This window comes from Shewanella colwelliana ATCC 39565 (assembly GCF_000518705.1).
GTDB lineage: Bacteria > Pseudomonadota > Gammaproteobacteria > Enterobacterales > Shewanellaceae > Shewanella > Shewanella colwelliana.
Map to the genome: position 1 here is coordinate 58,941 of NZ_JAEC01000006.1, position 26,403 is coordinate 85,343.

28 protein-coding genes and 1 pseudogene are annotated in these 26,403 nt (G+C 45.2%); 15 read left to right on the top strand and 14 right to left on the bottom strand.

Annotated features, from left to right (window positions below; translation table 11 throughout):
• Positions 1-17: 17 nt before the first annotated feature.
• The 3 genes from L876_RS0103540 to L876_RS0103550 all read left to right on the top strand — a co-directional run bounded on the left by L876_RS0103540 (position 18) and on the right by L876_RS0103550 (position 1,759).
• Positions 18-530 (top strand): type II secretion system protein, encoded by a 513-nt coding sequence (locus L876_RS0103540; protein WP_028762535.1) that lies wholly within the window; start codon positions 18-20, stop codon positions 528-530.
• A gap of 18 nt (positions 531-548) precedes the next feature.
• Complete coding sequence (locus L876_RS0103545; RefSeq protein ID WP_028762536.1) at positions 549-1,064, top strand: prepilin-type N-terminal cleavage/methylation domain-containing protein; 516 nt, start codon at positions 549-551, stop codon at positions 1,062-1,064.
• A 239-nt stretch (positions 1,065-1,303) separates the two neighbouring features.
• On the top strand, positions 1,304-1,759 hold the full coding sequence (locus tag L876_RS0103550) for a GNAT family N-acetyltransferase (RefSeq protein WP_028762537.1): 456 nt from the start codon (positions 1,304-1,306) through the stop codon (positions 1,757-1,759).
• Positions 1,760-1,840: 81 nt separating this feature from the next.
• Here the strand turns inward: L876_RS0103550 and L876_RS0103555 are convergent, their stop codons facing one another.
• Positions 1,841-2,089 (bottom strand): hypothetical protein, encoded by a 249-nt coding sequence (locus L876_RS0103555; RefSeq protein ID WP_028762538.1) that lies wholly within the window; start codon positions 2,087-2,089, stop codon positions 1,841-1,843.
• A gap of 219 nt (positions 2,090-2,308) precedes the next feature.
• On the opposite strand from L876_RS0103555, the gene L876_RS0103560 reads away from it, so the two are divergent.
• Positions 2,309-3,187 carry a radical SAM protein gene (locus L876_RS0103560; protein ID WP_028762539.1) on the top strand — a complete coding sequence of 293 codons (879 nt, stop codon included), beginning with the start codon at positions 2,309-2,311 and terminating at the stop codon, positions 3,185-3,187.
• A gap of 40 nt (positions 3,188-3,227) precedes the next feature.
• Here the strand turns inward: L876_RS0103560 and L876_RS0103565 are convergent, their stop codons facing one another.
• Positions 3,228-4,061 carry a mechanosensitive ion channel family protein gene (locus L876_RS0103565; RefSeq protein ID WP_028762540.1) on the bottom strand — a complete coding sequence of 278 codons (834 nt, stop codon included), beginning with the start codon at positions 4,059-4,061 and terminating at the stop codon, positions 3,228-3,230.
• Between the two features lie 218 nt (positions 4,062-4,279).
• Here L876_RS0103565 and L876_RS20995 point away from each other — a divergent pair, with 218 nt between their 5' ends.
• Both L876_RS20995 and L876_RS0103575 read left to right on the top strand, forming a co-directional pair.
• The gene (locus L876_RS20995) at positions 4,280-4,738 is read left to right on the top strand and encodes a hypothetical protein (RefSeq protein ID WP_037427927.1); all 459 of its coding nucleotides are present in this window, start codon (positions 4,280-4,282) and stop codon (positions 4,736-4,738) included.
• A gap of 210 nt (positions 4,739-4,948) precedes the next feature.
• Entirely contained in the window at positions 4,949-6,124 is a 1,176-nt protein-coding gene (locus L876_RS0103575; protein ID WP_028762541.1) for a type III PLP-dependent enzyme, read from the top strand.
• Positions 6,125-6,189: 65 nt separating this feature from the next.
• On the opposite strand, the gene L876_RS0103580 is transcribed toward L876_RS0103575, so the two are convergent.
• Positions 6,190-6,405 carry an HP1242/YdcH family protein gene (locus L876_RS0103580; RefSeq protein WP_028762542.1) on the bottom strand — a complete coding sequence of 72 codons (216 nt, stop codon included), beginning with the start codon at positions 6,403-6,405 and terminating at the stop codon, positions 6,190-6,192.
• Between the two features lie 450 nt (positions 6,406-6,855).
• On the opposite strand from L876_RS0103580, the gene udp reads away from it, so the two are divergent.
• Positions 6,856-7,614 (top strand): uridine phosphorylase, encoded by a 759-nt coding sequence (gene udp, locus L876_RS0103585; RefSeq protein WP_028762543.1) that lies wholly within the window; start codon positions 6,856-6,858, stop codon positions 7,612-7,614.
• A 103-nt stretch (positions 7,615-7,717) separates the two neighbouring features.
• On the opposite strand, the gene L876_RS0103590 is transcribed toward udp, so the two are convergent.
• Positions 7,718-8,473 (bottom strand): outer membrane protein OmpK, encoded by a 756-nt coding sequence (locus tag L876_RS0103590; protein ID WP_028762544.1) that lies wholly within the window; start codon positions 8,471-8,473, stop codon positions 7,718-7,720.
• Between the two features lie 265 nt (positions 8,474-8,738).
• Between L876_RS0103590 and L876_RS0103595 the strand changes: the two genes are divergently transcribed.
• From L876_RS0103595 to L876_RS21005, 8 genes and pseudogenes are all read left to right on the top strand, one after another.
• Positions 8,739-9,194, top strand: a complete 456-nt coding sequence (locus tag L876_RS0103595) for an NfeD family protein (protein ID WP_028762545.1) — start codon at positions 8,739-8,741, stop codon at positions 9,192-9,194.
• A 38-nt stretch (positions 9,195-9,232) separates the two neighbouring features.
• Positions 9,233-10,159: an SPFH domain-containing protein gene (locus L876_RS0103600; protein WP_028762546.1), complete on the top strand. Its 927-nt coding sequence runs from the start codon at positions 9,233-9,235 to the stop codon at positions 10,157-10,159.
• Positions 10,156-11,088, top strand: coding sequence for an SPFH domain-containing protein (locus L876_RS0103605; RefSeq protein WP_028762547.1), 933 nt, complete (start codon positions 10,156-10,158; stop codon positions 11,086-11,088). Before L876_RS0103600 ends, L876_RS0103605 begins: the two co-directional genes overlap by 4 nt.
• Positions 11,089-11,248: 160 nt before the next feature.
• Positions 11,249-12,094: a rhombotarget lipoprotein gene (rhlP, locus tag L876_RS0103610; protein ID WP_028762548.1), complete on the top strand. Its 846-nt coding sequence runs from the start codon at positions 11,249-11,251 to the stop codon at positions 12,092-12,094.
• 148 nt (positions 12,095-12,242) lie between these two features.
• Positions 12,243-14,444, top strand: a pseudogene (gene uvrD / locus L876_RS21000) (DNA helicase II).
• A gap of 112 nt (positions 14,445-14,556) precedes the next feature.
• Positions 14,557-15,417 (top strand): 4-hydroxybenzoate octaprenyltransferase, encoded by an 861-nt coding sequence (gene ubiA, locus L876_RS0103620; RefSeq protein WP_028762549.1) that lies wholly within the window; start codon positions 14,557-14,559, stop codon positions 15,415-15,417.
• Between the two features lie 180 nt (positions 15,418-15,597).
• Positions 15,598-16,083: a hypothetical protein gene (locus tag L876_RS0103630; RefSeq protein WP_028762550.1), complete on the top strand. Its 486-nt coding sequence runs from the start codon at positions 15,598-15,600 to the stop codon at positions 16,081-16,083.
• 99 nt (positions 16,084-16,182) lie between these two features.
• Entirely contained in the window at positions 16,183-17,256 is a 1,074-nt protein-coding gene (locus L876_RS21005; RefSeq protein WP_051412900.1) for a hypothetical protein, read from the top strand.
• Positions 17,257-17,329: 73 nt separating this feature from the next.
• On the opposite strand, the gene hemB is transcribed toward L876_RS21005, so the two are convergent.
• The 10 genes from hemB to ubiE form a co-directional block, all read right to left on the bottom strand.
• A complete protein-coding gene (gene hemB / locus L876_RS0103640) occupies positions 17,330-18,346 on the bottom strand; it encodes a porphobilinogen synthase (RefSeq protein WP_028762551.1) in 1,017 nt (338 codons plus the stop codon).
• Positions 18,347-18,443: 97 nt separating this feature from the next.
• Positions 18,444-20,312: a sensor domain-containing diguanylate cyclase gene (locus L876_RS0103645; protein WP_028762552.1), complete on the bottom strand. Its 1,869-nt coding sequence runs from the start codon at positions 20,310-20,312 to the stop codon at positions 18,444-18,446.
• A complete protein-coding gene (locus L876_RS0103650; RefSeq protein ID WP_028762553.1) occupies positions 20,299-21,108 on the bottom strand; it encodes a TatD family hydrolase in 810 nt (269 codons plus the stop codon). The genes L876_RS0103645 and L876_RS0103650 overlap by 14 nt, the downstream gene beginning before the upstream one ends.
• Positions 21,108-21,650, bottom strand: a complete 543-nt coding sequence (locus L876_RS0103655; protein ID WP_028762554.1) for a hypothetical protein — start codon at positions 21,648-21,650, stop codon at positions 21,108-21,110. The genes L876_RS0103650 and L876_RS0103655 overlap by 1 nt, the downstream gene beginning before the upstream one ends.
• A 92-nt stretch (positions 21,651-21,742) precedes the next feature.
• Positions 21,743-22,501, bottom strand: coding sequence for a twin-arginine translocase subunit TatC (gene tatC / locus L876_RS0103660; RefSeq protein WP_028762555.1), 759 nt, complete (start codon positions 22,499-22,501; stop codon positions 21,743-21,745).
• A gap of 3 nt (positions 22,502-22,504) precedes the next feature.
• The gene (gene tatB, locus L876_RS0103665) at positions 22,505-22,903 is read right to left on the bottom strand and encodes a Sec-independent protein translocase protein TatB (protein ID WP_028762556.1); all 399 of its coding nucleotides are present in this window, start codon (positions 22,901-22,903) and stop codon (positions 22,505-22,507) included.
• A gap of 6 nt (positions 22,904-22,909) precedes the next feature.
• Positions 22,910-23,140, bottom strand: coding sequence for a Sec-independent protein translocase subunit TatA (tatA, locus tag L876_RS0103670; protein ID WP_028762557.1), 231 nt, complete (start codon positions 23,138-23,140; stop codon positions 22,910-22,912).
• Positions 23,141-23,212: 72 nt separating this feature from the next.
• Positions 23,213-24,862 (bottom strand): ubiquinone biosynthesis regulatory protein kinase UbiB, encoded by a 1,650-nt coding sequence (gene ubiB, locus L876_RS0103675; protein ID WP_028762558.1) that lies wholly within the window; start codon positions 24,860-24,862, stop codon positions 23,213-23,215.
• Positions 24,859-25,482 (bottom strand): ubiquinone biosynthesis accessory factor UbiJ, encoded by a 624-nt coding sequence (locus tag L876_RS0103680; RefSeq protein ID WP_028762559.1) that lies wholly within the window; start codon positions 25,480-25,482, stop codon positions 24,859-24,861. Before L876_RS0103680 ends, ubiB begins: the two co-directional genes overlap by 4 nt.
• A gap of 36 nt (positions 25,483-25,518) precedes the next feature.
• Positions 25,519-26,274, bottom strand: coding sequence for a bifunctional demethylmenaquinone methyltransferase/2-methoxy-6-polyprenyl-1,4-benzoquinol methylase UbiE (gene ubiE / locus L876_RS0103685; protein ID WP_028762560.1), 756 nt, complete (start codon positions 26,272-26,274; stop codon positions 25,519-25,521).
• Positions 26,275-26,403 lie beyond the last annotated feature (129 nt).

The following is a 26,403-nucleotide window of genomic DNA, read 5'->3' on the forward strand; positions in this document are numbered from 1 at the left end:
TATTGAGGATGTTAACGATGAATAAGCAAAAAGGTTTTACGCTTATTGAGCTAGTGGTAGTGATCATTATTTTAGGTATTTTGGCGGTCACCGCAGCACCTAAGTTTATTAATTTACAGTCAGATGCGCGCTTGTCTGCACTTTCAGGAATGAAAGCTTCTGTTCAGGGGGCGAACTCTTTAATTTATTCCAAGGCTGCAATAGCGGGTAAAGAGAAAGGTGGTACAGGTGGGACTGAAACGTTAGACATTGGCCTAGGTACTGGGAATGAAATAAATATCGTATACGGTTATATGAAAGCGACTGAAGACGACTTCGAGAAAGGGCTTGATGTGAAGTTTGCTGCAGGGGCCGATGGTAAACCTACTGATTCTACCGATACAGAAGAGTGGATTATTCAAGAAGGCACATCAAAGGTGACTATTTGGCAAAAAGGTGCGCCAGCAGCTTGTAAACTTGAGTATACCCAGGCGACAGGAACCTCTTCAGGGCCGACTTTCGCTGCAATGCCATTATCAACAGCTTGTTAGAAATAAGAGATTTTTAGTATGAATAAGCAAAAAGGTTTTACCCTGATCGAGTTAGTGGTTGTGATTATTATTTTAGGTATTTTGGCTGTTACCGCTGCACCTAAGTTTATTAACTTGCAGTCAGATGCGCGTGCTTCCACAATCTCAGGATTGGAAGCGGCCATAAAGGGTGCAGATAGTTTAGTGCATTCAAAATCACTCATCGCAGGTAATGAGAAACTTGCGGCAGCCGCTACTGGCGGGCCAAGCGTCACAGTTGCTACTGGAAAAACCGTTAGTTTGAATTATGGGCACGCAACGGCGGTGTGGGCTGACAATTTAGCTAATATTTTGGACATCAGTGCAGCAACGACAGGAACAACTGCAGAGTGGCTGTATAAGGAAGATAGTACGACGAAAAGTATCTATTTTTATCCACAAGGGCAAAAAGATCCTACTGCTGCTACGGACGCAGGTACTTGCTATGTTCAGTATGTAAATGCGCTTACCGCATATGGTCCTATTAGCGTCAATAAAAAGGTTGATGGTTGCTAATATCTGCTAACTTGAAAAGGCCTGCAATGCAGGCCTTTTTTGTCAGTACAGTTCACACTTTATATGTGATTACTGCTGGTAAGCGTTTATGTTGTTGTTTTAACTGTATTTTTCTTGGCTCCGTCAGATGGCTATAAATCGGGTAATTGTTATTTGTCCAAGCTAACTGCTTTAGAAAACGATGATAGACTGCTTGTTAATAAGTTGGCGGACATAATTAAGGTTATAAGGGGGCTTATTTGCAGTGGCACAATCTAACATTTGCAGAGTTAACCACAGCGCAGCTATATGAGCTACTGCGTGTCAGGGTTGATGTGTTTGTCGTGGAGCAAAATTGCCCCTATCCTGAGCTAGATGGCAAAGACACATTGGCAGAGACACGGCACCTGTTCGCCACAGATACCCAAGCTAACATCGTGGCCTATGCAAGGATATTGGCTCCCGGTGTGAGTTACAGTGAGTCGAGTATAGGCAGGGTGCTTGTGGCTGAAAGCGCCCGGGGTAGTGGCGTTGCCCAGCAGTTAGTGCAGCAAGCCGTGGAAACGGCTAAACATTACTGGCCTAGGGTGAACATTCAGATAGGCGCGCAAGCGCATCTTTTGAACTTTTACCAGCGTCAAGGATTTGAGCCAGTATCTGAGACCTACTTAGAAGATGGTATTCCCCATCGCGATATGCTTTTGAAACATAGTTAAAAAGTTTATAAAAAAAGAGCACATTGAGTGCTCTTTTATGTTTGGGAAAGTAGACTGTGCAATAATCTTAAGCGTGCTAGATTATTGATCCCGTAAGCGGATCCTTGGATTATGGTTAACGTTACCATGGCTATCTATGGTTGATAGCTGGTTTTGCTGGGCAATAATCGCTAACGGACCCGAAGGCAAATGGCGAACAAACAACAGCCGATAGCCAAACCGGTGCAGGTTGTAGAGGGCCATTTTTTGCTCTGCGCTCATAGAGTTCCAATGCTCATCATGATGCAGGCTAGTCCCTCGCCTGTCTTGCAGTTGTTGTGCTACTTGCATGTTATTATCTTTGCGTATGTAGGCCTATGCAGCCAGTTTTCTATTATCACAAGCCAAATTGACTTATGAGAGCATTAACTTAATTAGTTAAGCTGCACTATTGTATCGGCAATTATCTGAACAATAATTGCACGAGATCAAATTCTATCGGCGAATCGTTAACGGCTATTAAGATTTATGAAAGCGCTCACATTTTGATAAGTATTAGGAAACTTTACATTGATTAATTATATCGAACCTGTTTTCCGTCCTCCCTCAGAGTGGAAGTCTCTCATCCTTCAAGTGACCAATGGTTGCAGCTGGAACCGCTGCAGTTTTTGCGATATGTATACCGCGCCACAAAAGCAATTTCGTGCACAAAAATTGGATAATGTTGCCGCTGATATCCTCAAGGTTAAGCAAAGTGGCGTGCCAATTTATCGAGTATTTCTTGCCGACGGTGACGCCATGAGCTTGCCGTTTAAACGGCTTGAAGCTATCTGCTTGCTGATACGGGAGCACTTGCCTCAGGTGACGCGCATTAGCAGCTATTGCCTACCCCGTAACTTAACCAATAAGACACCCGAGCAGCTGTCTCGACTACGTGAGCTGGGCCTATCTTTACTCTATGTTGGCTGCGAGAGTGGCGACGATGAAGTGCTAAGCTGCATCGATAAGGGCGAGACTTATGCTTCCTCTTTGGCGGCATTAGAGAAAATCCGTGCCGCAGGCATGAAATCTTCAGTCATGATACTTAATGGCTTAGGGGGCGAGCGCTTCTCTGAACAACACGCCGTCAACTCGGCAAAGCTCATGAATGCAGCGCAGCCCGACTATCTGTCTACCTTAGTGGTGACACTGCCGCTAGGGACCGAGCGAATGGACACAGCGTTTGGCGGTAAATTCATATTGCCAAATCAAGGTGGGCTGCTTAATGAGATGCAGATGCTACTTAGTCATCTTGAGCTGAATAAAACCATATTTCGCTCTGACCATGCTTCAAACTATTTAGTGTTAAAGGGGGTACTGGGCAAGGATAAACCCAGCTTGTTGGCTCAGGTTGAGCAAGCCATTGCAGGACTAGTTCCGCTGCGTCAAGAGTGGCAGCGAGGATTGTGAGCCAAGATTTGCTCTTGGCTCCTGGAAAGTCTCATTACGGCTACTTTTCGATATGAATCTCACGTACAGGGCAGGGGATGGTGATTCCGGCCTGCTGCAGCGCATTCATTAAATCGAGATTGATCTGATATTTGTTTTGATAAAAGGTTGGCGTAGGTACCCAATATCGTAAACCAATCTCTAGCCCAATACTGTTGAAGCCATTAATGCCCACCTGAGGAGGACGTTGCTGGTTGACCTGTTGGTTGCCACTGAGCACTTGGTTGACGATGGCTAACACCTGATTGACGTCACTGCTATAGCTAACATTGAAATGGGTACTAACCAATTTGTGCTCAAATGAGTTGTGGAGGATCTCGCCGACAATGTGTTTGTTCGGTATGCTTATTACCTCTCCCTCCTCGTTGGTGAGCAGCGTCAGGCCAAGATGAATGCTTTTAACAACACCACTGACCCCTTTAATTTCTATGGTATTACCGACAACAAATGGGCGAGTGACAATAATGGTCACACCGGCGGCATAATTAGCTAGCATGCCTTGTAAAGCGAGGCCAGCACCTAGCGAGGCTGCACCAATGGCGGCAACCATAGGGGTAATACTTATACCAAGTTTTCCTAATGCGATGATCCCAACCATCACCACAATCAATATTCTGACAAGATTAGAGACGAAGTTGCTTAAGGTGATATCGATATCGTGTTTTTCAAATTGCTTGGCGACCAAGTTGGACACTTTGTTGGCGACCCAAAGCCCCAACAGGAAAATGAGTGCTGCGCCCACTAACTGAAAACTATACTTCACGAGAAATTCAGTGAGTAAGTTATAGACGTTCTGTAGTTGCGCTAGCTCCTGCTCTAAGCCATTTTCGTTCATCACACTGTCCCTACTTAGTCTGGGTGGAAACCACTGTTCGTTGGCGTTATGTTACTTAATTTTCAATACCTTGATAACAAGAATCTGCATGATTTTGTTTATGAGCATTATAGCGTGAGGTGGCTCAAGCTATTGTCATCCGTTTGCAGGTGGGCTTACTGACTTAAGTTATAGTTTACTTCTACTCATTTCGTTCAACAGGCTTATTAAGGAGCTTTATGAAAGCGCTAGTATTTGTATTGAGTTTATTGGTTTTTTCCAGCGCGCAGGCGACCACAATTACTGTGGGAGATAGTCTTCAAGTGGTTGATTTTAAAGATCAGCATGAGCAGTCGATAGGTGTGTCAGCAGATACCAAGGTGCTGTTGTTTAGTCGAGGAATGAAGGGGGGAGATATAATTAAAGAAGCACTTGAGACCCTACCTCAAACGGAGCAGCCTGCACATTTGGTCTATATTGCCGACATCAGCGGTATGCCATCATTGATTGCAAAATTTGTCGCTGTACCCCAAATGAAAGATCTGCCTTTTAGCATTGGCCTCGACCGTGAAGGTGAGCAGACTCAGTTATGGCCTGGTGATAAAGAGACTGCAACAGTGATCAAACTAGAGCAGCTAAAGGTGATGTCTGTGACTCAAGCAGCAACAGCGAGCGAGTTAGTGGACGTTATCAAGTAATTTCTATTTGGTGGCTGAGCTCTGCGGTTTAGTCACCATATCCGCACTAATTTGCTGATTTGTCATCTGATTAACTTTCAATGTTTAGCCCTAAACTCACCTAGCATAAAAATTTAACTTTTTAGCATAAAAACTCATTGCAAAATCGTTAGAAACGTTGTCTACTGCGCGTGATTTTTTATCACGCTTAACTTAGGAGACAAGGGCCCGATGAGCCAATTTCAAGCGATTGATGTAGCAGAATATTACGATTCAAATACCTTTGAACGTATCAAATCGTTTGCGCAAGATAGACCCACCCCGTTTGTCGTCATTGATACCCAGATCATTGCCAAGCAATATGATGAGATGGTTACCCAATTTCCCTACGCGAGTGTCTATTATGCGGTTAAAGCTAACCCCGCAGAGGAGGTGTTGTCCTTGTTACGTGATAAAGGGGCTAATTTCGATATAGCCTCTATCTATGAACTCGATATGGTCACTGATATCGGCGTGACGAGTGATAGAGTCAGTTACGGCAATACCATAAAAAAACGCATAGATGTGCGGGCATTTTATCAACGTGGCGTACGAATGTTCGCCTCGGATTCTGAAGCCGATATACGTATGCTGGCGGAAGAAGCGCCCGGTGCAAAAGTTTATGTCAGAATTTTAACTGAAGCGACCGATACTGCCGACTGGCCATTATCTCGTAAGTTTGGCTGCCACAACGAGATGGCATATGAGTTGTTAGTACTGGCTAAGTCGTTAGGTTTAAAACCGCATGGCATTTCATTTCATGTGGGTTCACAGCAGCGAGATATCAGTGCTTGGGATAGTGCCATAGGCAAGGTCAAGGGCATTTTTGAGCGTCTTAAAAACGAGCATAACATTCAGCTTAAGATGATCAATTTAGGTGGAGGCTTTCCGGCAAACTATATTGATAAGACCAATGCCCTCGCCACGTATGCGCAACAGATCAGCGGTTTTTTAACGGCACACTTTAATGATGTACTACCGGAAATTATTCTGGAGCCTGGACGCTCACTGTTATCCAATGCAGGAATTTTAGTGTCAGAGGTGGTGCTGATTAGCAAGAAGTCTTATACGGCTACTGAACGCTGGGTGTTCACCGATGTCGGTAAGTTCTCAGGCTTAATTGAAACCATGGACGAGGCGATTAAGTTTCCCATTTATACCGAGCGCCAAGGAGCGTTAGATAAGTGCGTAATAGCGGGGCCAACATGTGACAGCGCCGATATCATGTATGAGCATTATCGCTATGGGTTACCCGTTGACTTAGCTATTGGTGACCGTATGTATTGGTTGACAGCAGGAGCTTACACGACCACTTATTCAGCGGTATGTTTTAATGGTTTTCCGCCGCTGAAAGACTATTACCTTTAGGGCGCTATTAAGTAAGGGACTGCTTTGGAAATGAAAAGGCGTACTTAGGTACGCCTTTTTTGCTGCTACTTTAGATGGGTCTGAAGGATCTGGTGTAACTCCTCCTTGATGTGCAGTTTTTGCTGTTTAAGCACTTTCACTTCAGGCATAAAATCACTGGCAGCGTGTTGTTCTAACTCCTTGATCTCGTCATCTAATTCATTATGTTTATTAAACATTTTCAAGAAATGAGCATCTTTAGTTTTGAGTTCGCTGATGAGGTCTCTATGTTCTGGAAACATGACGGCAATCCTTTTTTATAATGGTAAATATTGAGGGTATTCAGTGACCAAATTTTTGTTTTTTTGTTTGGTACAAATCCAGCCTAGCGCGATTTATGTGGTTGATTTGTGATCTATTTCATCTTGTGGCAGATTTTTGATACCTATCAATGTAGTGGTATTTACCTCCTTGTTATTTCTATGTTTTTTGTCGCAATTTTATCGCTGATAATTGTAGATTATTTGATCTTGATCACTCTGAGGGATAAATCATGCTGCATAGGTGGCAGACTAGGCACTAGTTGCTATATTTCTTGTTCATACAGATGAAATGATTTAGTAAATTCATTACAACAAAATATCTAACTAGTGGCGAGAAAAGTGTGATCAGGTTAACCTTAATGGCTTCCATACTAGGTTAAAGTTCAATTTATAAGAATTTTATTATCAAAATTGAAAGGGGTTTTCACAATGTCAGATGTATTTCATTTAGGCCTGACGAAAGAGATGTTAGATGGTGCAACGTTGGCGATCGTGCCAGGTGACCCAGAGCGAGTTAAACGTATTGCCGAATTAATGGACAATCCTACGTTTCTAGCGAGTCACCGTGAGTACACAAGCTACCTTGCTTACATTGATGGCAAGCCATTAGTGGTTTGTTCTACGGGGATCGGTGGCCCATCAACATCTATTGCAGTAGAAGAGTTAGCGCAACTAGGCGTTGATACTTTCTTGCGTGTTGGTACAACTGGTGCGATTCAGCCACAGGTGAACGTGGGTGATGTGATTGTAACGCAAGCATCAGTGCGTCTTGATGGTGCAAGTTTACATTTTGCGCCAATGGAGTTTCCTGCAGTCGCTAACTTTGAGTGCACAACCGCAATGGTTGAAGCGAGTCGCGAAGCAGGTTTAGAGCCTCACATTGGTATTACTGCATCATCAGATACCTTCTATCCAGGACAAGAACGTTACGATACCGTATCAGGTCGTGTGACTCGTCGTTATGCCGGTTCAATGAAAGAGTGGCAAGAGATGGGCGTACTTAACTATGAGATGGAATCTTCTACGCTATTTACCATGTGTGCGACACAAGGTTGGCGTGCTGCATGTGTTGCTGGTGTCATTGTTAACCGCACACAGCAAGAGATCCCTGACGAAGTGACCATGAAGAAAACTGAAACCAGTGCAGTATCAATTGTTGTCGCTGCTGCGAAGAAGATGATGGCATAACGCTCACTCAATGATACAAAAGCTTCCCTGCAAAGAGCTTTGGTATATAGAGAAAACAAAAAAAGGCGCTTTAAGCGCCTTTTTTCTAAGCGAAATTCAGACCTTAGAAATGATACTTAGCAATGACTGAGTAGGTATTTTGATTTATGCCGTCAACACCATACTTATTTTGCCAATAATCATATTCGACACCCACAAAGAGTTGGTTTTTCTTGTGCTCACCGAAAATGCTTGCACCGAAATCGTATTTAAGTTGTGGGTTGAAGTGAAAGTTCTCCTCATATCCTTGGTTGTCAGCAGAGAACACCCAATCGAAAAAGCCATCAAAAACAATAGTAGAGTTGCCCACGGGGAAGTCCATTCTAAAGACGGGGGTTAGCTGCCAGCCATCACTGTTATTGCCGCTACTGAGCGCATCGCGACGATAGGCATTAACGTTAAAGTAGCTGAAATAGGGAAGTGCAAAATCTACTCCTATACCGTAGAGAAAACTCGTTACAGGGCCTTCGCCCTCCTCAAGAGTAAACGCCAGTGATACGTCGGTTATCGCGCCCATTTCAAGCGACTTACCGGATATCTTCCCTAGGCTGAATCGTGGTGATATTTCACCATAGGTGGTGTTATCTTCGCTAACATTGGAACCGTTAAAGTTGATAAAATCTTGAAACGCAAACCAGTCACCATATTTCCACGCACCCGCAGTTTCAAGGGTAATCGTGGTTTGTCTGTGTGACGGAGCTAGGTCGTAATCTGTCCCGTGAAGCGCTGTGGCGCTAACATCCCACCATTGAATCATCTCTTCAGCCATCGCGGGCTGGGTGGCTAGTAGGGCCAATGCTAGCCATTTGCAGTTTTTCATCGTCTACCTCTATTTTATTGGCTTATTTCTAAAACAGTGATGGTACATGTGAGTACATTATTTAACTGTTAGTTATGCCAAGTGATTATTTATGATGAAGTATAATGGGTTTGTTGATTGTGCCCAAATTATAAACAGTGAGTAGGTTCAAAATGATGCCAATCGCTTTACATCGATATAGAATGCGTTATTGACATAATATGTCGCTTTGTCAAAAAAGAGCTGATATAGTCGTTTAATGGACACTCACATTTCAGGGGGAAATATGGAGTTTTCAAATCCTATCATTATCTGGGCTGGTATCGGGATTGTGCTGATGCTGGCAGAGATTATCTTACCTGGCGGTATAGTCGTTTTGCTTGGCGCGGCCTGTCTTGTGGTGGCCAGTGCCTTAGCTGTTGGATTAGTCGAAGGGGTTGTGCAAGCCTTAACGCTTTGGTTTATTGCATCTATGGTGCTGTTGCTGGCGTTTAGACAACTTACCCAAAAACTTGTTGGTGGAGACTCTCATGTCGACAATACCGACGAAGACTTCGACCTGTATAACAAGACAGCATTAGTGAAAACGGTAATTGGACCAGCGCAGCAACAAGGCCGCGTAGAGTTTCAGGGAACCGAATGGCCCGCGCTAGGCGATGGCAGTGAAATTCCTGTTGGTAGCCAAGTTCGAGTGATCTGCCGTGACAATATCGCCCTCGTGGTTGAACCTTTGACAGAATAAGCCTAAAGCGCTGTTCTCTTACATCAAGGAAGGAATCTATGTTTGTATTTACCTTAGTTGTACTATTTGTCTTTTTTATTCTCTATAAGTTACTGCTGATTGTGCCCATGCGTGAAGTTAATGTGATTGAGCGTTTGGGGAAATTCAGGGTTGTGTTGCAACCCGGCTTTCATTTTCTTATTCCATTTTTTGATCGTGTTGCCTATCGACATGATACGCGTGAACAGGTGCTAGATGTGCCACCGCAAAGCTGTATCTCTAAAGATAATACTCAGCTTGAAGTCGATGGTTTAGTCTATTTAAAGGTGATGGATGGCAAGCTAGCAAGTTATGGCATTGAGGATTATCGTCGTGCTGCGGTTAACCTTGCGCAAACCACAATGCGGTCAGAGATCGGTAAGTTAAGTTTGAGCCAAACCTTCTCTGAGCGCGATAGTCTCAATGAGTCGATTGTACGTGAAATTGATAAAGCGTCTGATCCGTGGGGCATAAAGGTGCTGCGTTACGAGATTAAAAATATAACGCCCTCTTATAAGGTTATCCATACGCTAGAAAAACAGATGGAAGCGGAGCGCAGTAAGCGTGCCGAGATCACCTTAGCGAATGCAGAAAAAGCGGCGATGATTAATCTGTCTGAAGGTGAACGTCAAGAAGCGATTAATATCTCTGAGGGACAAAAGCAGAAGCGTATTAATGAAGCCAAAGGTACTGCGCAGGAGATTGCTATTGTCGCCAAAGCAAAAGCTGAGGCAATGACTTTAGTGTCGCAGGCCTTAGCACTCGACGGCGGTAATGAAGCGATGAATATGCAGCTTAAGGAACAGTTTATCGTTCAGGTGGGCAAGATATTAAGTGAGGCTGAGATTTCAGTTGTACCAGCAGAGCTGGCTAAACTGGAAGGCTTCTTCGAAGGAATGGAACAGGTGACTCATAATGTGGGTCAGGTAAAAGGAGGTCGCTCATGATTGCAGGTATCAATACAGACATTATCGTCTTAGGCATTTGGGGGCTCATCTTTGCCATTTTCCTCATTAAACTGTTTCAATCTATAAGGTTGGTACCAACAAAATCGGCATGTGTGGTTGAGCGATTGGGTAAGTATCACGCGACATTAGATGCGGGTTTTCACGCCTTAGTTCCTTTTGTCGATAAAGTGGCTTATATCCATGACCTTAAAGAGGAGACTATCGACGTACCGCCTCAAGAGTGCTTCTCTAGTGATGAGGTGAATGTTGAGGTCGATGGTGTTATCTATATCTCAGTCATCGATCCGGTCAAGGCCAGTTATGGGGTAACTGATTATCGTTATGCGGCAATCCAATTGGCGCAAACGACGACTCGCTCTGTGATTGGTACCCTAGATTTAGATCGCACCTTTGAAGAGCGTGATGTGATTAGTGCTAAAGTGGTCGAAGTGCTTGATCAAGCTGGAGCTATGTGGGGCATTCGCGTTCACCGCTATGAAATCAAAAACATCACTCCGCCGGAAACGGTTAAGAATGCCATGGAGATGCAGGTCAACGCCGAACGCGAACGCCGTGCCCTGTTGGCAAAAAGTGAAGGCGATAAACAGAGTAAGATTAATCGCTCAGAAGGGGTTAAAACAGAAACTATTAACCACTCAGAAGGTGAGATGCAGCGCCGAATTAATGAGGCTGAAGGTCAGGCGGAAGAGATCTTAACCATTGCTAAGGCTACGGCAGAGTCGATTGAGCGTATGGCCGCAGTGATCGCTGCGCCGGGTGGTAAAAACGTAGTGCGCATGCAACTGGGTGCACAATACCTAAAGCAATTTGATGGCTTAAGTGAAAACGCTAGTAAGATTGTGCTACCAGGCAATATGATGGATTTTGAACATTGGATGAACAGCATTGGCCTAGAAGAGAGCAAATAGCCTGCTGTCGATAATGCCTGACTATCTCACTAGGCAATGACACTGCTTAGTGAGATTTTTATATCCTTAATGCCAAATATATTGAGGGTAATGATTCTAACCTTGTTGATTTTGGGTGATGATAGTTCACTAAGCTATTGGCTGATTAAAAGGATTTATTATGATTAAGCGTATGTTAGTGATTGTTGCGGTGCTTCTGTTATCCGCTTGTGGTGCCATGATGAGTAATAACGGCGCGAATAAAACCGTCTCAAGTAGCTTAGTCGATTTTCTTTATCCAAATCCAGAAAGCCGAAGTGAGCACAAGCCTGAAGTGCCGACTTTGAGATTACCCGTGAATGTTGGCATCGCTTTCATTCCCTCAAATAGCTTATCTCGCGATGGCATTAGCCATAATTCGCAAATGGCATTGCTTGAAAAGGTAAAAGCTTCTTTCATCAAATACGATTACATCGACAGAATTGAATTGATCCCCAGTACTTATCTAAAGGGGGGGCAAGGATTTGATACCTTAGCCCAAGTCGCTCGGCTGCATGACGTCGACGTTATGGCTCTTATCTCTTATGACCAAGTATCACAGACGTTAGATAATAATGCGGCACTGTTATATTGGACGATTGTAGGCATGTATGTGATTCCCGGAAATGAAAACTCCGTACAGACTTTTGTTGATACCGCCGTCTTTGATGTGAAAAGCAAAAAAATGCTGTTCAGAGCCCCGGGTCTTAGTAAGCTAGAAGAGCGCTCTACGGCGATAGGGATCGATGCTACCCTTGATGAAAATGGCTACCTTGGCTTTGACCTTGCTGTTGATGACATGGTCACTAACCTTGATGATGAACTTGGCCGCTTTAAGGTGAGAGTGAAAGAGGAAAAAGTGGCAAAGATAGAACATAAAGAGGGTTACAGTGGGGGGGCGCTTGGTGGCTGGTTACTCACACTCTTGTTGGCGGTAGGTTTAGGTAAACGAAAGCTAAAGGAACCTCAACTAACTAGTCTAAGCTAATGCGACTTCGTATCAGGCAGGCTATCGGTTTCAGCCGTTAGGTTTATGTGTCCATGACTCTGCGATTCTATCGGCAGATAATCTGCTATCGGTATGATCTCAACCTTGGCTCCTGTTATACTGCTTGCCTGATTTTTTGGAGGCAAGAATGGACCTATCTTCTTTACTTGACGGCTTAAACGATAAACAGCGCGAAGCCGTTAGCGCACCACAATCTAGCATGTTGGTGTTAGCGGGCGCGGGCAGTGGTAAAACCCGAGTGCTAACCCACAGAATTGCATGGTTGATGCAAGAGGAGCAGCAGAGTCCCTATTCTATTTTGGCGGTGACCTTTACCAATAAGGCCGCAGCCGAGATGCGTGAACGGGTCGAGAAAGTCAGTGGCAGCAATATGGGGCGGATGTGGATTGGTACTTTCCACGGTCTAGCTCATCGTTTGCTACGCACCCACTACCAAGACGCTAACTTGCCCCAAAGTTTCCAAATTCTCGATTCTGATGATCAGTTGCGTTTAATTAAGCGTATTTTGAAAAGCCTGAATCTTGATGAGAAACAGTATCCTCCGCGTCAAGCTCAGGGTTATATCAACGGTAAAAAAGATCAAGGGTTACGTCCAAAGCATATCGATACCACGGGTTTCCCCATCGAGCAAAATCTGCTGAAGATTTATCAAGTTTATCAAGAGTCTTGTGACCGTGCAGGCTTGGTGGATTTTGCTGAGATTCTGCTACGAGCCCATGAGTTATGGCTCAATAAGCCCCATATTTTAGAGCACTACCAAGACAGATTTAAAAACATCTTGGTCGACGAGTTTCAAGACACCAACGCAATTCAATATGCGTGGATCCGCGTGCTCGCAGGCAACAGTGCTAATGTGATGATCGTCGGTGATGATGATCAGTCTATCTATGGTTGGCGTGGTGCTCAGGTTGAAAACCTACACAAGTTTCTTGACGATTTCCCCCATGCACAGACTATTCGCCTAGAGCAAAACTACCGCTCCAGCGCAAACATACTTAATGCATCCAATGAGCTGATTGCCAACAACCCTGATCGTTTAGGTAAAAAGCTGTGGACGGAAGATAAGGCGGGCGAGCAGATCGGGCTCTATTGTGCATTTAACGAGATGGATGAAGCGCGCTTTATCGTCGGTCGGATTATGGATTGGCAAGATATGGGTGGCAATTTAGGTGATTGCGCCATTTTGTATCGCTCCAATGCCCAGTCGCGTGTGTTGGAAGAGGCATTACTGCACAAAGGTATGGCATATCGTATCTATGGCGGTCTGCGCTTCTTCGAGCGCCAAGAGATTAAAGATGCCATGGGGTATCTACGTCTTATCAGTAATAAAAATGATGATGCCGCTTTTGAACGGATCATCAATACACCAGCCCGTGGTATTGGTGGCCGTACCTTAGATATTCTTCGCTCTACCGCTCGCCAGCAAGAGCTTACCTTATGGCAAACCTGTTTACGTTTGCTGGATGAGAAAGTGCTCAGTGGTCGTGCTGCTAATGCGGTACGCAGTTTTATGGATCTGATTGTTACCTTACAACAAGATACAGAAGAACATTCTCTGCACCGCATGACGGATCATGTGATACAAACCTCTGGCCTAAAAACCATGTATGAAGCGGAAAAAGGTGAAAAGGCCCGAGCGCGAGTAGAGAACTTAGAGGAGTTAGTCACGGCTGCACGTACGTTTGTGATGCCTGAAGATCTCGAGGATATGGGCGAGTTGAATGCGTTTTTATCCCATGCCGCATTAGAGGCCGGTGAGGGGTAAGCCGATGCTTTTACCGATGCGGTGCAGCTCATGACATTGCATTCAGCCAAAGGGCTTGAGTTCCCAATGGTGTTTATGGCGGGTGTCGAAGAGGGGATTTTCCCGAGTCAAATGGCGATGGATGAGGGCGATAGGCTCGATGAGGAGCGCCGTCTCTGTTATGTGGGTATGACCCGTGCCATGAAGCAGCTGTATATCACCTATGCTGAGTCTCGACGCATCTATGGCCGTGAAAACTTTGCTCGGCCGTCGCGCTTTATTAAAGAGATCCCTAGTGAGTATGTGCAAGAGATCCGCTTAAAGGCGCAAGTAACAGCCCCCACGAATCGCTTTAGTAATCGCATTAACAGTGCGATCAGCGATAGCCGAAATCGACCTGTGAGAGCAGTAGCCGGACATGAATCAGGTTTTAGTATTGGGCAAAGGGTTATGCATTTTAAGTTCGGTGAAGGTAAGGTGATCGATCTAGAAGGTAATGGTGAGCAGGCTGTCATTGAAGTGAACTTTGACGATGTCGGCCGTAAACGTCTGAAAATCGCTTTTGCTCGCCTAGAAAAGGTATAGTTCCCAATCGCATAAATGGTTTGAAAGTGGCAGTGTGTCAGTCATAATGCCATTGAATAATTTTATGCTGAGATGAAAAAAGGCCAGAGTAGTATTAGGAGAGCCTAACAAGATGAACTTAAAGGATAAGGCTGATGCATATTTGCGTCTAGCACGTATGGACAGGCCCATAGGGACCTTGCTGCTACTGTGGCCATGCCTGATGGCACTACTACTAGCTGCTGGTGGCATGCCTGATATTAAGGTACTTTTTATCTTTATCATTGGTGTGGTGGTCATGCGTGCTTGTGGGTGCATCATCAATGATTACGCCGACCGAGATCTTGACTCACACGTAGAGCGAACCAAATCTCGTCCGCTTGCAAGTGGTGAGGTATCGGTTAAAGAAGCGCTGATACTGTTTGCAGTGTTGGGGTTATTTGCTTTTGGATTAGTGCTGCTGCTTAACCCTTTGGTGGTTAAACTCTCAGTGGTAGGTATCATTCTAACCATCATCTACCCATTTACTAAACGCTTCACCAATATGCCGCAGATGTTCCTTGGGGTAGTGTGGAGCTGGTCGATCCCTATGGCCTATGCCGCACAAACGGGTGAAGTCCCCGCAGAAGCTTGGTGGTTGTTTGCCGCCAATTGGTGCTGGACAGTCGCCTACGACACCATGTATGCCATGGTCGATAGAGATGATGATCTCAAGGTTGGCATTAAATCTACAGCCATCTTATTTGGACGATTCGATAGGCAGATTATTGCCCTATTTCAGCTTGTGGCATTAGGGTGTTTTATTATGGCGGGCTTAAGTGCTGAGCGCGGACTACTCTATGGCTTAGGTATCATCACTTTCGTTGGTTTTAGCTTGTATCAACAAAAGTTGATCCATGGGCGCGAACGAGCTCCTTGCTTCAAGGCATTCTTAAATAACAACTGGGCTGGGCTTAGTCTGTTTGTGGCGCTAGGCGCCGATTATCTTATCTAGTACGGTTGCCCTTATCGCCATCATCGTTTGTGTCTGGGTGGCGATGCTGGTGCCATCTTTATACTGATTGGTATTACCATCATCGCCTCTTTTTATAATGATGCATTCAAGTTGTGCTTGCATGTAGCCGATAACCTGTAGAAGAAGCGATTGGGGTGATTGGACATAGGAAGGCTTGCAATGAACATCGATGGTATTAATAAACAAAATATCGCGACGCGTAGCGGTCTAAGCGGTCTAAGTGAGCTAAAGGTCACCGCCAAACAAACTAATGGACTCGCGACTCCTGTGGTTACAACCCAAAGTCAGCAGCAAGAGGGAACTGAGTTAGCGGCTAGCGTGTCGATTTCAGCAGCTGGTCGCAAAGCACTGGCCAGTGAGTTGGGCAGTACACTGCATGACAAATCGGCTCTAGAAAAAGCTAAAGCACAGGCTGAAGCGGAAAAGACACCGAAAAAACCGATAGATGAACTGCTAGAAACATTAAAAGAGCAGGTTGAAAAACTCAAACAAGCGTTAAAGGCACTGGAAGGCGACAAGAGTGAAGCGGCTCAGAAAAAACGCGAGCAGATACAGACACAAATCACCGTCCTAATGGGGCAAATTAGTACCTTGACGATAGAGAAGCTCAAACAAGATGAGCAGGCTGCAAGGGCTAACCGCTAGATGATCCTTGTTGTTTAACCGCTTATCATTCTTATTTCATTGAATTCCATCACCTATGCCCCAATGTTAATACTAAGTTAATCACACAGGGAGCCTTGTATGAGGCGAAGTGTCAAGTACCGAGTCCTATTTCTAGTTAGTGCCATATTGGCCTATACCATTGGCTTTCAGATATTACCTGAACAATTGAGCGGCGATCGCAGCTATCTGATTGTTACTGGTGTATCAGTGGTCTACTTTTTGTTGCTACCGCTCTTGTATTGGTATGCGATTATCAAGGTGGGTGAGCAAAAGCTGTGGAAGCTGCTTATTATTTTCAGTCTCAGTAGTTTAATGGCTCGGCTTGGCTTCCCCGCTGAGATAGCTAATTACTTTGAGTTTATCGCTTGGCTACGCTTTCCTATTATTGCCGTGCTACTGGCCATTGAGTTGTATTTGATTGTGAGTATTACTCGAGGGTTGTGGCAGGCAAGGAAGGCCAAAGGCGATCCGCGGCTGACGGTGATCAATCAATATGGCGTCGATCATGAGCAAACCTCGCCTGCAGCTGATAAGCCGCCACTCCAAGATGATAAGAAACTTACCTTGGGGTATATGTTAGCGACTGAACCAGCTAGCTGGTATTACGCTATCAGTTATTTTTCTCGGCATCATGCTAGCGCTATTGCGCATATCTCCTCATTTTCCGCGAGTCGCTGGCATCTACTTTTACTGCTTAGCGCCTTAATGACTGCTGCGACGGGAAGTTACCTCGCGTTAGTCAATTGGAGTGAGTTAACTGCTCTCTTTGTGGCAGGGTTTATCGCCTATGGTGTGGTGCTACTTTGTGCGAGTCATCGGATTGCCCGGCATTATAGTTGTTATCTCATAGATGAAAAATTGGTGCTAAATCGAGGTATTTGGGGGATGCTCGTCGTTAAGCTAACGAGTATAACTGTGGTCGATTTACTTGATGATAATGCGACACGCGATAAGCAAGCACTTAGCCTCGGGCGAGGGCAGAGCAATACACGATTGATGTTTAACGCGCCACAACTCTATCATGGATCAATGGGGCAGTTGACTGAGTGGGTGAGCCAGGTTGACGTGGTGCTGGATAATCCGGCCCAATTTAAGACAATCATTGAGGCTGCGCTAGCCGAGGAAGAGACTGGACTGCAACAGGCGAGTTAGTTATTAGCCGATGATTTACAACAAAAAAGCCAGTGACAATATCACTGGCTTCTCTTTTTACTCAACAAGCAGACTAGTTGTTGTCGTTCTCTTTTAGCCACTGAGCTGCGCGTTTAGCAAAGTAAGTTAAGATACCGTCGGCACCAGCACGCTTAAAGCAAAGTAGTGACTCCATCACAATGGCTTTCTCAGCCAACCAACCGTTTTCAATGGCAGCCATATGCATAGCGTATTCACCACTTACTTGATAAGCGAAGGTTGGCACGGCTAACTCACGTTTAACGCGAGTGACGATATCCAGATACGGCATACCTGGCTTAACCATGACCATATCCGCGCCTTCTTGGATGTCGAGAGCGACTTCATGTAAGGCTTCATCACTGTTTGCTGGATCCATTTGATAGCTATGCTTGTTGCCACCTTTTAGGTTACCCGCAGAGCCAACGGCGTCGCGGAACGGACCGTAGTAGTTTGATGAGTATTTAGCGGAGTAGGCCATGATTTGTGTGTTGACGTGGCCAGCTTCTTCCAATGCTTGACGGATAGCACCAATACGGCCATCCATCATATCTGATGGGGCAACAATATCAGCGCCGGCTTCAGCATGCGAAAGCGCTTGCTTCACTAAGATTTCGGTGGTGATGTCATTGAGAATGTAACCATCTTCATCGATGATGCCATCCTGTCCATGGGTAGTGAATGGGTCGAGTGCAACATCAGTCATCACTCCTAGCCCAGGAAATGCTTCTTTTAGTGCACGTACTGCACGTTGCGCCAGCGCATCGGCATTGTAGGCTTCTTCCGCCATTAATGACTTTTTCTCTGCTGGTGTGACAGGAAATAGTGCAATTAGTGGGATGCCTAATTTGACTAACTCTTCAGCTTCTTTGAGCAATAGATCGATAGAGTAGCGCTCAACACCAGGCATTGAGGCAACTTGTTCGGTGCGATTATTCCCTTCGAGTACGAACATTGGGTAGATTAAGTCATTGACCGATAGCTGGTTTTCAGCCATTAAACGGCGACTAAAATCATGTTTACGCATGCGGCGCATTCTGCGCTGTGGAAAAGCACTGGTAATGATGTTCACATTCGACTCCTAATTTAGGGTTACTGGCTTTAGAAAAAAATGCCGAGTTGCATGACCTTTCGGCCATATAAAAGGCATGATTTGCAAGCGAATTTATCTATTCTTCGAGTTCAGACGTATAAACGCAGACGCGATTTCGTCCATCATTTTTAGCACGATAAAGTGCTTTATCTGCCCGCTCAACCAAGGAGTGAATGTGCTCGTCGTCATTGATGATGTCCGCACAGATCCCTACGCTAATGGTTAGCGGTATTGCATTTTTTTCCCAACTCAGAGGGAGTTGGAACACGGTTTCACGCATAAGTTCAGCTACTTGGTACGCGCCTTCTTCTGCGGTGTTAGGCAATATCATAGCAAACTCTTCACCGCCAAAACGTGACACTAGATCACTTGGACGTCTTAATTTTTCCTTTAAGGCTTGTGCAATGAGTCTTAGAGCCTGATCTCCTGCGAGGTGACCGAAGGTATCGTTAATACCTTTAAAGCGGTCGATATCGATCATTAAGATGGCTAACGGCGTTTGTTGGCGACGACTTAAACGACCTTCAGCGAGCAATCTTTTATCGAAAGCAGCGCGATTCTTCACACCGGTTAAGCTATCGACCGTGTTTTGTTCTGTCAGTTTTTGGTTGGCTTCATTGAGCTCTCTTAACGCTATTTCTAGTTCTAACGTGCGCTCTTGTACCATCTGTTCAAGTTTTTCATTGCTATCGGCTTCAATTTTTAGCGCCTCTTCACGGGTTTCGCGTATGCGCTGGGCTTGTAGTAAAGCTTCCTGCTGAATTTGGAGCTTAGCCTTGCGTTCATCGTTGTAGCGAATCGCTAAAACGGCCGCCATAAAGACGATCTCAAAACTCAGCCCAAGCATAATGGGTGTTTGATGCAGAATCGGTAGGTAAAGCACACCGAGATACATCATGGCGGTAACAAACGAGCCAATTAACATACCTGACCAGGCTAAAGTGTAGAGTTTAGCTAATTTGTGGCCGCGTATACTAAGAGTAATTGCAATCACCATCAGCATGGATGTGGTGATGAGTACGGCGATAATATTCAGCTTAAGCGCCACCGAGTAACTTAGGAATGGGGTGACTAATATTAAGAAAAAGGCGGTTGCTGCACAGTAGCGGCACAGTCTTAACATGGCTAAATTATGATATTTGAGTTGCAGTACTTTCTCGGAAAACATCAGCACAAATGTTAACGCAATTGGAATCAACAATGGGAGCACAATTTGGTGGACAATAGGCCAGTAAGGCCATAAATACCTAAAAGATAAACCATGTAAGGTGGCAACCAATAGGCTGACAGAGAGCACATAGCCAGAATAGTAGCTGTAACTATAGGAGCGGGAGGTAATCGCGATAAAAAGGCTAAATAGACCAATAGCCATTAATGCCCCAAGCTGAAAGCCTTGGGTGAGCGATTGGCGTTCAGTGACTTCTACAATGTGATCTGGCGATAACAGTGATAATGGAATGTTTGCGCTACCTGATGTTTCAATTCTGAGATAGAAGGTATGTACCTGCTCGGGTTGTAAGTCGAAACGATATAAAAAACTATTGTGGGGAATAGGGCGTTGAGAAAAGGGGTAGCTATCGCCCATCTCTATGTGAACCTGAGTGTTATCTCGCTGAAGGTGATACAAACTGATTTTATCGATATGCGGATTAGCCAGAGATAAAAATCGCCGGATCTTGCTATCTGTGGCGTTATACAGGCTGAATTTTATCCAAAAAGGTGCCACATTGAGGTGATCATTAAATTGTGGCGTTAAGTGTTGCCATTGGCTAGAACTGAGACTCGATACTTGAGCTAGCGTATCTATGTGTGGGTCTTGAACGTAATAGAGCCATGAGGACAAATCGATAGATTGGTCTTTATTTACGGCCAGCAAGGATTCAGCATAGCTATGGCTACTGCACAGGAGCAAGATCAATATGCAAAATGCGTTAAATCGCTTCATAAGCCCACGCTAACTTAAAAAACTCCGCACTGTTAGTGTAAGCCTGTTTAGCAAATTCGTTGGGGCATTGGCCTCTTAGGTTAGCCACATATTCACTAATATAGGGGAGGTATTGTGGCTCATTCTTACTTGATTTAGGTTTGGGGCGCATACTTCGCGGCAGTAGATAGGGACTGTCGGTTTCTATCATGATGCGGTTGTCTGGGATAAGTGGTACTAATTCTGCGAGCTCAATTCCGCGCCGTTCATCACACACCCATCCAGTGATCCCTAAATGCAGGTCAAGGTCGATATAGCGCGCTAAACTGTTTCGGTTACCAGTAAAGCAATGCAGTAGAGCGCCGTTTAGCTCGCTACGGTACTCTTGTAAAATCGCCGCAAAATCCTCATGGGCGTCACGTTCATGCATTAACACTGGCAGTTGTAATTCAACTGCAATAGCCAGTTGCTCGGCAAACGCTTTACGCTGCATCGGGCGCGGTGAAAAGTCGCGATTATAATCTAAGCCGCATTCACCTACTGCCACCACATGAGGCTGTTGCGCCAGATGAATCAGTTGGTCAGCACTGCTGCTGTGCCACTCTTTGGCGTGATGAGGGTGAACCCCTGCGGTGCAAAACAGTAATTGTGGATGCTGATGACAGCAGTCAATGGCTTGTTGGCTTTCAGTCAAATCACTGCCAATAACAATGAGCGGTGATACCCCTTGGGCAACCGCTCGTTGAATCACATTATCGAGATCTTTTTCTAAGGCGCTGCCAACTAAGTTAACAGCGATGTCTATGTGACTTGGCATTAGTCGAGGCGTTTAACTCGAATTGTGCTGTTGCTGTCATCACGGCCCAATAGGAAAGAACCCAATGCACCGGTTTCGATATAAACGGTCTCGCCAGCCTTAATTTTGAAACGACGGCTGTCGTTTTGCTTCCAAACTTGACCATTTTCAAAACTAATCTTTAATGTCCCGCGAGGATCTTTACTGACAGACTTTACCGTTAAGTAAAGTTTATCAATCTCTTCTTTCTCTTCTTTATAGACTTTACCAAAGTTATCTTCTGCAGACTGAGGCGCTGCAGCAACGACAGGTGTGGCAACTACGGCTGCAGTTGGCGCTTGTGATGAGACCGGGGCAGGTTTTGAGACTGGCGCTGCAACTTGAGCGACAGGGCTCACTTGCTTGACGCTTTGTGCCAAATTGTCATAGCAAACAAGCCGGTCTAATTTATCTGATTTACCTGCGCAGGCCGCGAGCTGTTGCTCAATATTAGCGGAAGCTTGAAAAGTGCATAAAACGGTGGCGAGAGAGACCCAACCCATTGGGGGAAAACGTAAGCGCATAAAGAGTTCCTTTTATTATTTTGAGCGCCAAATGTGTGACCCGCTATGACGACTACCCTAATGAGGTAGCCATCAGTTTTGCGTTGTCAGCGTTACTGGCCAGGTTCATCCTGTTCTATCTGCTCGTCTTCTTCAGAGTCCTTTTTACTGTAGAAACGCGCAGCAATCAATCCCCCTTCAAATAATATCAGCATAGGAATCGCCAACATGGTTTGAGAGATGATGTCTGGAGGTGTAAGTAGCATGCCGATAACAAACGCGCCAACAACAATATAGGGGCGCTTTGTTTTGAGTTCTTCAGGAGTCGTTACACCTGCCCAGCACAGTAAAATCACCGCAATCGGGATCTCAAATGCTAAGCCAAAGGCAAAAAACAGTTTAAGCACAAAGCTTAAATAGCTACTAATATCCGTCGCAACCTCTACGCCTTCGGGGGCCACGCTGGTGAAGAAGCCAAATACCACTGGGAATACGATGTAATAAGTAAATGCTATTCCAAGGTAAAACAGTAGTGTACTGCTGGTAAGGAGTGGCAGCATTAAGCGCTTCTCATGCTTATACAAGCCCGGCGCAATAAAGGACCAGATTTGGTAAAGCACGTAAGGAATGGCAATGAAAAATGCTAACACTAAGGTCAGTTTGAACGGTGCAAAAAACGGAGCCGCCACATCCGTAGCAATCATGCTACTGGTTTCTGGCAGCGCATCCATCAGCGGCGTGGCCATATAATGGTAAATATCGTTTGCCCAATAAACTAAGCAAATAAAAACAAAAAGCACACTACCAATGGCTTTAAGCAACTTGTTTCGCAGTTCGAGCAAGTGGCTTATTAATGGCTGCTGTTGCGACATGGACTACCCGTCAGATTTTTCTGTAGAATTGCTGGCCTTGTCTGTTTTGGTCTCTGCTGGCGTCGAGTCGCTCTTGGTACTGTCAGTACCCGTAGCAATCTCTTCGACCTTATAGGGACGATTAACAGATTGGGCTGCTTCTTTTAGTTGGTCGATTGAATCCTGTAACTCAGGAGAAAGGTTTTTAAGTCCTTGGCTTTCAGCCTTTTTAAGGTCTGAATGCAGTTGCTCAATTTTAAGCTCCTGCTCAAGTTCATCTTTTACTGAGTTAGCCATGCGTTTCATGGCTCGGATCCAGCCTGTAATTGAACGTACTGCAACCGGGAGTCTTTCAGGGCCAAGAACGACTAGCCCTAAAACGCCGATCAACAGTAACTCCATAAAGCCGATACCGTCGAACATAAGGAATTACGCCTGTTCTTTATCCTTGGACTCAGTCTTTTTTACGTCAGTCTGAGCGGTTTTTTCTGCTGCATTGTCTTCAAGTGCTTTCTTCTCTTCTTCAGAAGACATGGCGTTCTTGAAGCCTTTTACTGCGCCACCTAAGTCACCGCCAAGTGAGCGTAACTTCTTTGTTCCGAAAAGCAAAACGACAATTAAAGCAATGATAAGAAGTTGCCAAATACTAATGCCACCCATGAAACTTTCCTCTCTATTTAACTCTTTAGTTAATATTGGTTCTATTATGAACCTTTGGTTATTTAGTGCTAGCTAAAATTTGCGATTCTTTGGCCTAGATCGCCATCCGAGTATCCACAGAATGCCCCCTATGCCGACAGACCCATAAGAGGCCCATAGTGTAGCGTTTTGTGCGAACAAAATAGTGCCACAGATCACTAAAACTGCTGATGTGATTAAAAGGTAGTTACTTTTATGGGCTTTTTGTTGCTGTTTTAGATAGCGGTCGAGCAACTGGTTTTGGCTATTGACGAAGTTTTTACCCATTTTTAGGTTGTCATAAACTAGTTCTGGCAATTCTGGTAGCTTATCCGCCCAGTAGGGAAACTGCTTCTTCATCTTTTTTGCCATCCCTATTGGCCCCATCTGCTCAGCCATCCAATCCTCTAAGAAAGGCTTAGCGGTTTTCCACAGATCAAGCTGAGGATAGAGCTGTCGACCTAGTCCTTCAATATAGAGTAAGGTTTTTTCAAGCAGCACCAGTTGTGGCTGCACCACCATATCGAAGCGTCTTGCCGTTCTAAACAACTCAAGCAGCACATGGCCAAAGGAGATCTCGTCTAACGGCTTATTAAACATGGGCTCGCAAACCACCTTTATGGCTTGCTCGAAAGCAGGAACGTCAGTATCGGCCGACACCCAACCGGACTCGATGTAAAGCTGGGCGATACAGTGATAATCTCGGTTGAAGAATGCGAGGAAGTTTTCTGCTAAGTAACGCTTATCTTGCTCTGTGAGCGTGCCCATAATGCCGCAGTCTAGGCCGATATAGAAGGGATCTTCAGGGTGTTCGGTACTGACAAATATGTTGCCAGGGTGCATGTCGGCATGGAAGAAATTGTCTCGGAATACTTGGGTGAAAAACAGTTCTACACCACGCTCCGCCAATAATTTTAGGTTAGTGCCTTGGGCTTCAAGCGCGGCTTTATCGGACACAGGAATACCATAAATACGTTCCATCACGATTAGACGAGTAAAACAAAACTCCTCATACATGAAGGGAATATAAAGTGCCCCAGAGTCAATAAAGTTATTGCGTAACTTGATGGCATTGAGTGCTTCAAGTTTTAAATTCAGTTCACCTTCTATGGTGGTGCGGTAATCTTCCACCACCTCGGCAGGGCGCAGACGGTTACCGTGACCAAGCAGAGTCTCTAAAAACTGTGCGCTCTGGCTCATCAGTTGCAGGTCGGCATGCACCTTTTCTTCTACGTTAGGGCGCAGGACCTTAAGTACCACATTTGCACCATTGGACTTGAGGGTGGCGGTATGGACTTGGGAAATTGAAGCTGATGCCAGTGGCGTGTCATCAAAGTTGTCGAAATAGGTTTCAATAGGGGCGCCCAGTTCCGCTTCAATCTGTTGGCGCGCGATCGCTGAGTCAAAAGGTGGCACACGGTCTTGTAGCATGGCTAGCTCTTCGGCCCACTCATCGCTGAGCAGATCGCGCCGAGTTGATAGCATCTGCCCAAACTTAATATAGACGGGACCTAACTCCTGCATCGCCAGCTTTAAACGTTCGCCGCCAACCTTATCTTTGTGTTGGTTGGTTAACCAAAAAAAACTCCAACGTAGCAGACGGAAATACCAAGGTTTGAGCTTTGATGGAATTAGCTCATCGAGTCCGTAATGGAGTGCGGTTTTGATTACTTGATATGCGCGCCGAATGCTTTTAACTGTCATTTGCTAAAGTTTGCCCTAGAGGTAAGTCGTTCAATCCGTTGGCTCAAGGCATCGGTATCTGCCGCAAGCTGCTCGATTCTATCACCAAAATGGATAAATTCGATTTTATGTGGTGCAAGGCGATATTCTTCGGTGGTTAACTGCCCAAGATGATCTCGGCTTTTAAATATCACTTGCAGCAGATCTTGCTTTAGCTGTTTAGCGCCTTGGCTCAAAATGTGAGTCGGAGCATCGCCAATATAGCGTGATAGCGGCTCGGCAAAATCGAACTCCAGCTGCTGCATGAAATGGCTAAAGGTTTGCAGTAGATTAAGGTCGCCTTCGAGTTTTAGCTGATCTTGCTTAATTAACTCGGTGAGGTTGGCCCCTTCAGTCAGCTTGTATAGTGTGGTGAGATCGGCGGTGACCTGGGTGGTAACATCACCTTCATAGTGGCTAAAGACTTGAATCTCTTTAGCAAAGAGCAGATACAGTGGCCATCTGAGCTGCGTCAGTTGGATACACAAGACTTTACCATGCAGGCTATGGAGTTTGCTGTAAGTGTCTGGAGACTGGTTGGTTGCTTGTTTTAGTGCGGTTTCAAGCCCCGCACTGATCAGCAATGCAATTTCACGTTTCATGCTTTACCTAGTAGTGTGAGGCGAGACAGTTAAGGGCTAGAACTTGTAGCCCTTATGCAGCGCAACGATACCATCTGTCATGTTGGTATATTCGACCTGCTCAAAACCCGCATCAACCATCATGCCTTTCAAGGTTTCTTGGTCTGGGTGCATGCGTATTGACTCTGCTAAGTACTCATAGCTGCCAGCATCCTTTGTGATGATGTCGCCCATTTTTGGCAGAATTTTGAAGCTATAAAGATCATATATTTTGCGCATAATATCATGCTGCGGCTTTGAAAATTCAAGCACTAGCAACTTACCGCCAGGCTTGAGTACACGCAACATAGATCGGATAGCCGAATCTTTGTCGGTGACATTACGTAAACCAAAAGCGATAGTAATAATATCAAAGTGATTGTCTGGGAACGGCAGTGCTTCAGCATTGGCTTGCACGTAATTGACGTTGCCGACAACACCGCGGTTACGCAACTTTTCACGACCCACTTTAAGCATTGAGTCATTAATATCGGCAAGGGTTACTTGGCCTTTGCTACCCACAATATGCGAGAACTTAGCCGTTAAATCACCAGTACCGCCAGCGAGGTCGAGTACCTTCATGCCTGGACGAGCGCCTGCACTTTCAATGGTAAAACGTTTCCACATGCGGTGAATACCAAAGGACATGACATCATTCATAATGTCGTACTTGGCTGCGACAGAGTGAAAAACATCGGCGACTAGATCCGCTTTTTTCTCTGCTTCTACCGTCTTATAACCGAAATGGGTACTGTTTGGTGTGCCCTCAGACATTGCTGTGTTCCTGTACTTTGCTGCTGTTACTGGCGAGTGTAAGTGATTGACTCAATTTGCTGAATCATTCATCGGTCACTCTGTGATCGATGTAAATAATCTGTTTGGTCATTTTCTAAAAATGCGCCC

Excerpts from the sequence above, each read along its gene's own strand:
- L876_RS20995 (WP_037427927.1), top strand. The coding sequence starts at position 4,280 with ATGAAAGCGCTAGTATTTGTATTGAGTTTATTGGTTTTTTCCAGCGCG.
- L876_RS0103600 (WP_028762546.1), top strand. The coding sequence starts at position 9,233 with ATGTTTGTATTTACCTTAGTTGTACTATTTGTCTTTTTTATTCTCTAT.
- tatB (WP_028762556.1), bottom strand. The coding sequence starts at position 22,903 with ATGTTCGACGGTATCGGCTTTATGGAGTTACTGTTGATCGGCGTTTTA.
- udp (WP_028762543.1), top strand. The coding sequence starts at position 6,856 with ATGTCAGATGTATTTCATTTAGGCCTGACGAAAGAGATGTTAGATGGT.
- ubiA (WP_028762549.1), top strand. The coding sequence starts at position 14,557 with ATGAACTTAAAGGATAAGGCTGATGCATATTTGCGTCTAGCACGTATG.
- L876_RS0103575 (WP_028762541.1), top strand. The coding sequence starts at position 4,949 with ATGAGCCAATTTCAAGCGATTGATGTAGCAGAATATTACGATTCAAAT.
- L876_RS0103655 (WP_028762554.1), bottom strand. The coding sequence starts at position 21,650 with ATGCGCTTACGTTTTCCCCCAATGGGTTGGGTCTCTCTCGCCACCGTT.
- L876_RS0103540 (WP_028762535.1), top strand. The coding sequence starts at position 18 with ATGAATAAGCAAAAAGGTTTTACGCTTATTGAGCTAGTGGTAGTGATC.
- ubiE (WP_028762560.1), bottom strand. The coding sequence starts at position 26,274 with ATGTCTGAGGGCACACCAAACAGTACCCATTTCGGTTATAAGACGGTA.
- L876_RS0103565 (WP_028762540.1), bottom strand. The coding sequence starts at position 4,061 with ATGAACGAAAATGGCTTAGAGCAGGAGCTAGCGCAACTACAGAACGTC.
- L876_RS0103590 (WP_028762544.1), bottom strand. The coding sequence starts at position 8,473 with ATGAAAAACTGCAAATGGCTAGCATTGGCCCTACTAGCCACCCAGCCC.
- L876_RS0103555 (WP_028762538.1), bottom strand. The coding sequence starts at position 2,089 with ATGCAAGTAGCACAACAACTGCAAGACAGGCGAGGGACTAGCCTGCAT.
- rhlP (WP_028762548.1), top strand. The coding sequence starts at position 11,249 with ATGATTAAGCGTATGTTAGTGATTGTTGCGGTGCTTCTGTTATCCGCT.
- tatC (WP_028762555.1), bottom strand. The coding sequence starts at position 22,501 with ATGTCGCAACAGCAGCCATTAATAAGCCACTTGCTCGAACTGCGAAAC.
- L876_RS0103630 (WP_028762550.1), top strand. The coding sequence starts at position 15,598 with ATGAACATCGATGGTATTAATAAACAAAATATCGCGACGCGTAGCGGT.
- L876_RS0103645 (WP_028762552.1), bottom strand. The coding sequence starts at position 20,312 with ATGAAGCGATTTAACGCATTTTGCATATTGATCTTGCTCCTGTGCAGT.
- L876_RS21005 (WP_051412900.1), top strand. The coding sequence starts at position 16,183 with ATGAGGCGAAGTGTCAAGTACCGAGTCCTATTTCTAGTTAGTGCCATA.
- L876_RS0103595 (WP_028762545.1), top strand. The coding sequence starts at position 8,739 with ATGGAGTTTTCAAATCCTATCATTATCTGGGCTGGTATCGGGATTGTG.
- tatA (WP_028762557.1), bottom strand. The coding sequence starts at position 23,140 with ATGGGTGGCATTAGTATTTGGCAACTTCTTATCATTGCTTTAATTGTC.
- L876_RS0103580 (WP_028762542.1), bottom strand. The coding sequence starts at position 6,405 with ATGTTTCCAGAACATAGAGACCTCATCAGCGAACTCAAAACTAAAGAT.
- L876_RS0103545 (WP_028762536.1), top strand. The coding sequence starts at position 549 with ATGAATAAGCAAAAAGGTTTTACCCTGATCGAGTTAGTGGTTGTGATT.
- L876_RS0103680 (WP_028762559.1), bottom strand. The coding sequence starts at position 25,482 with ATGAAACGTGAAATTGCATTGCTGATCAGTGCGGGGCTTGAAACCGCA.
- L876_RS0103650 (WP_028762553.1), bottom strand. The coding sequence starts at position 21,108 with ATGCCAAGTCACATAGACATCGCTGTTAACTTAGTTGGCAGCGCCTTA.
- ubiB (WP_028762558.1), bottom strand. The coding sequence starts at position 24,862 with ATGACAGTTAAAAGCATTCGGCGCGCATATCAAGTAATCAAAACCGCA.
- L876_RS0103605 (WP_028762547.1), top strand. The coding sequence starts at position 10,156 with ATGATTGCAGGTATCAATACAGACATTATCGTCTTAGGCATTTGGGGG.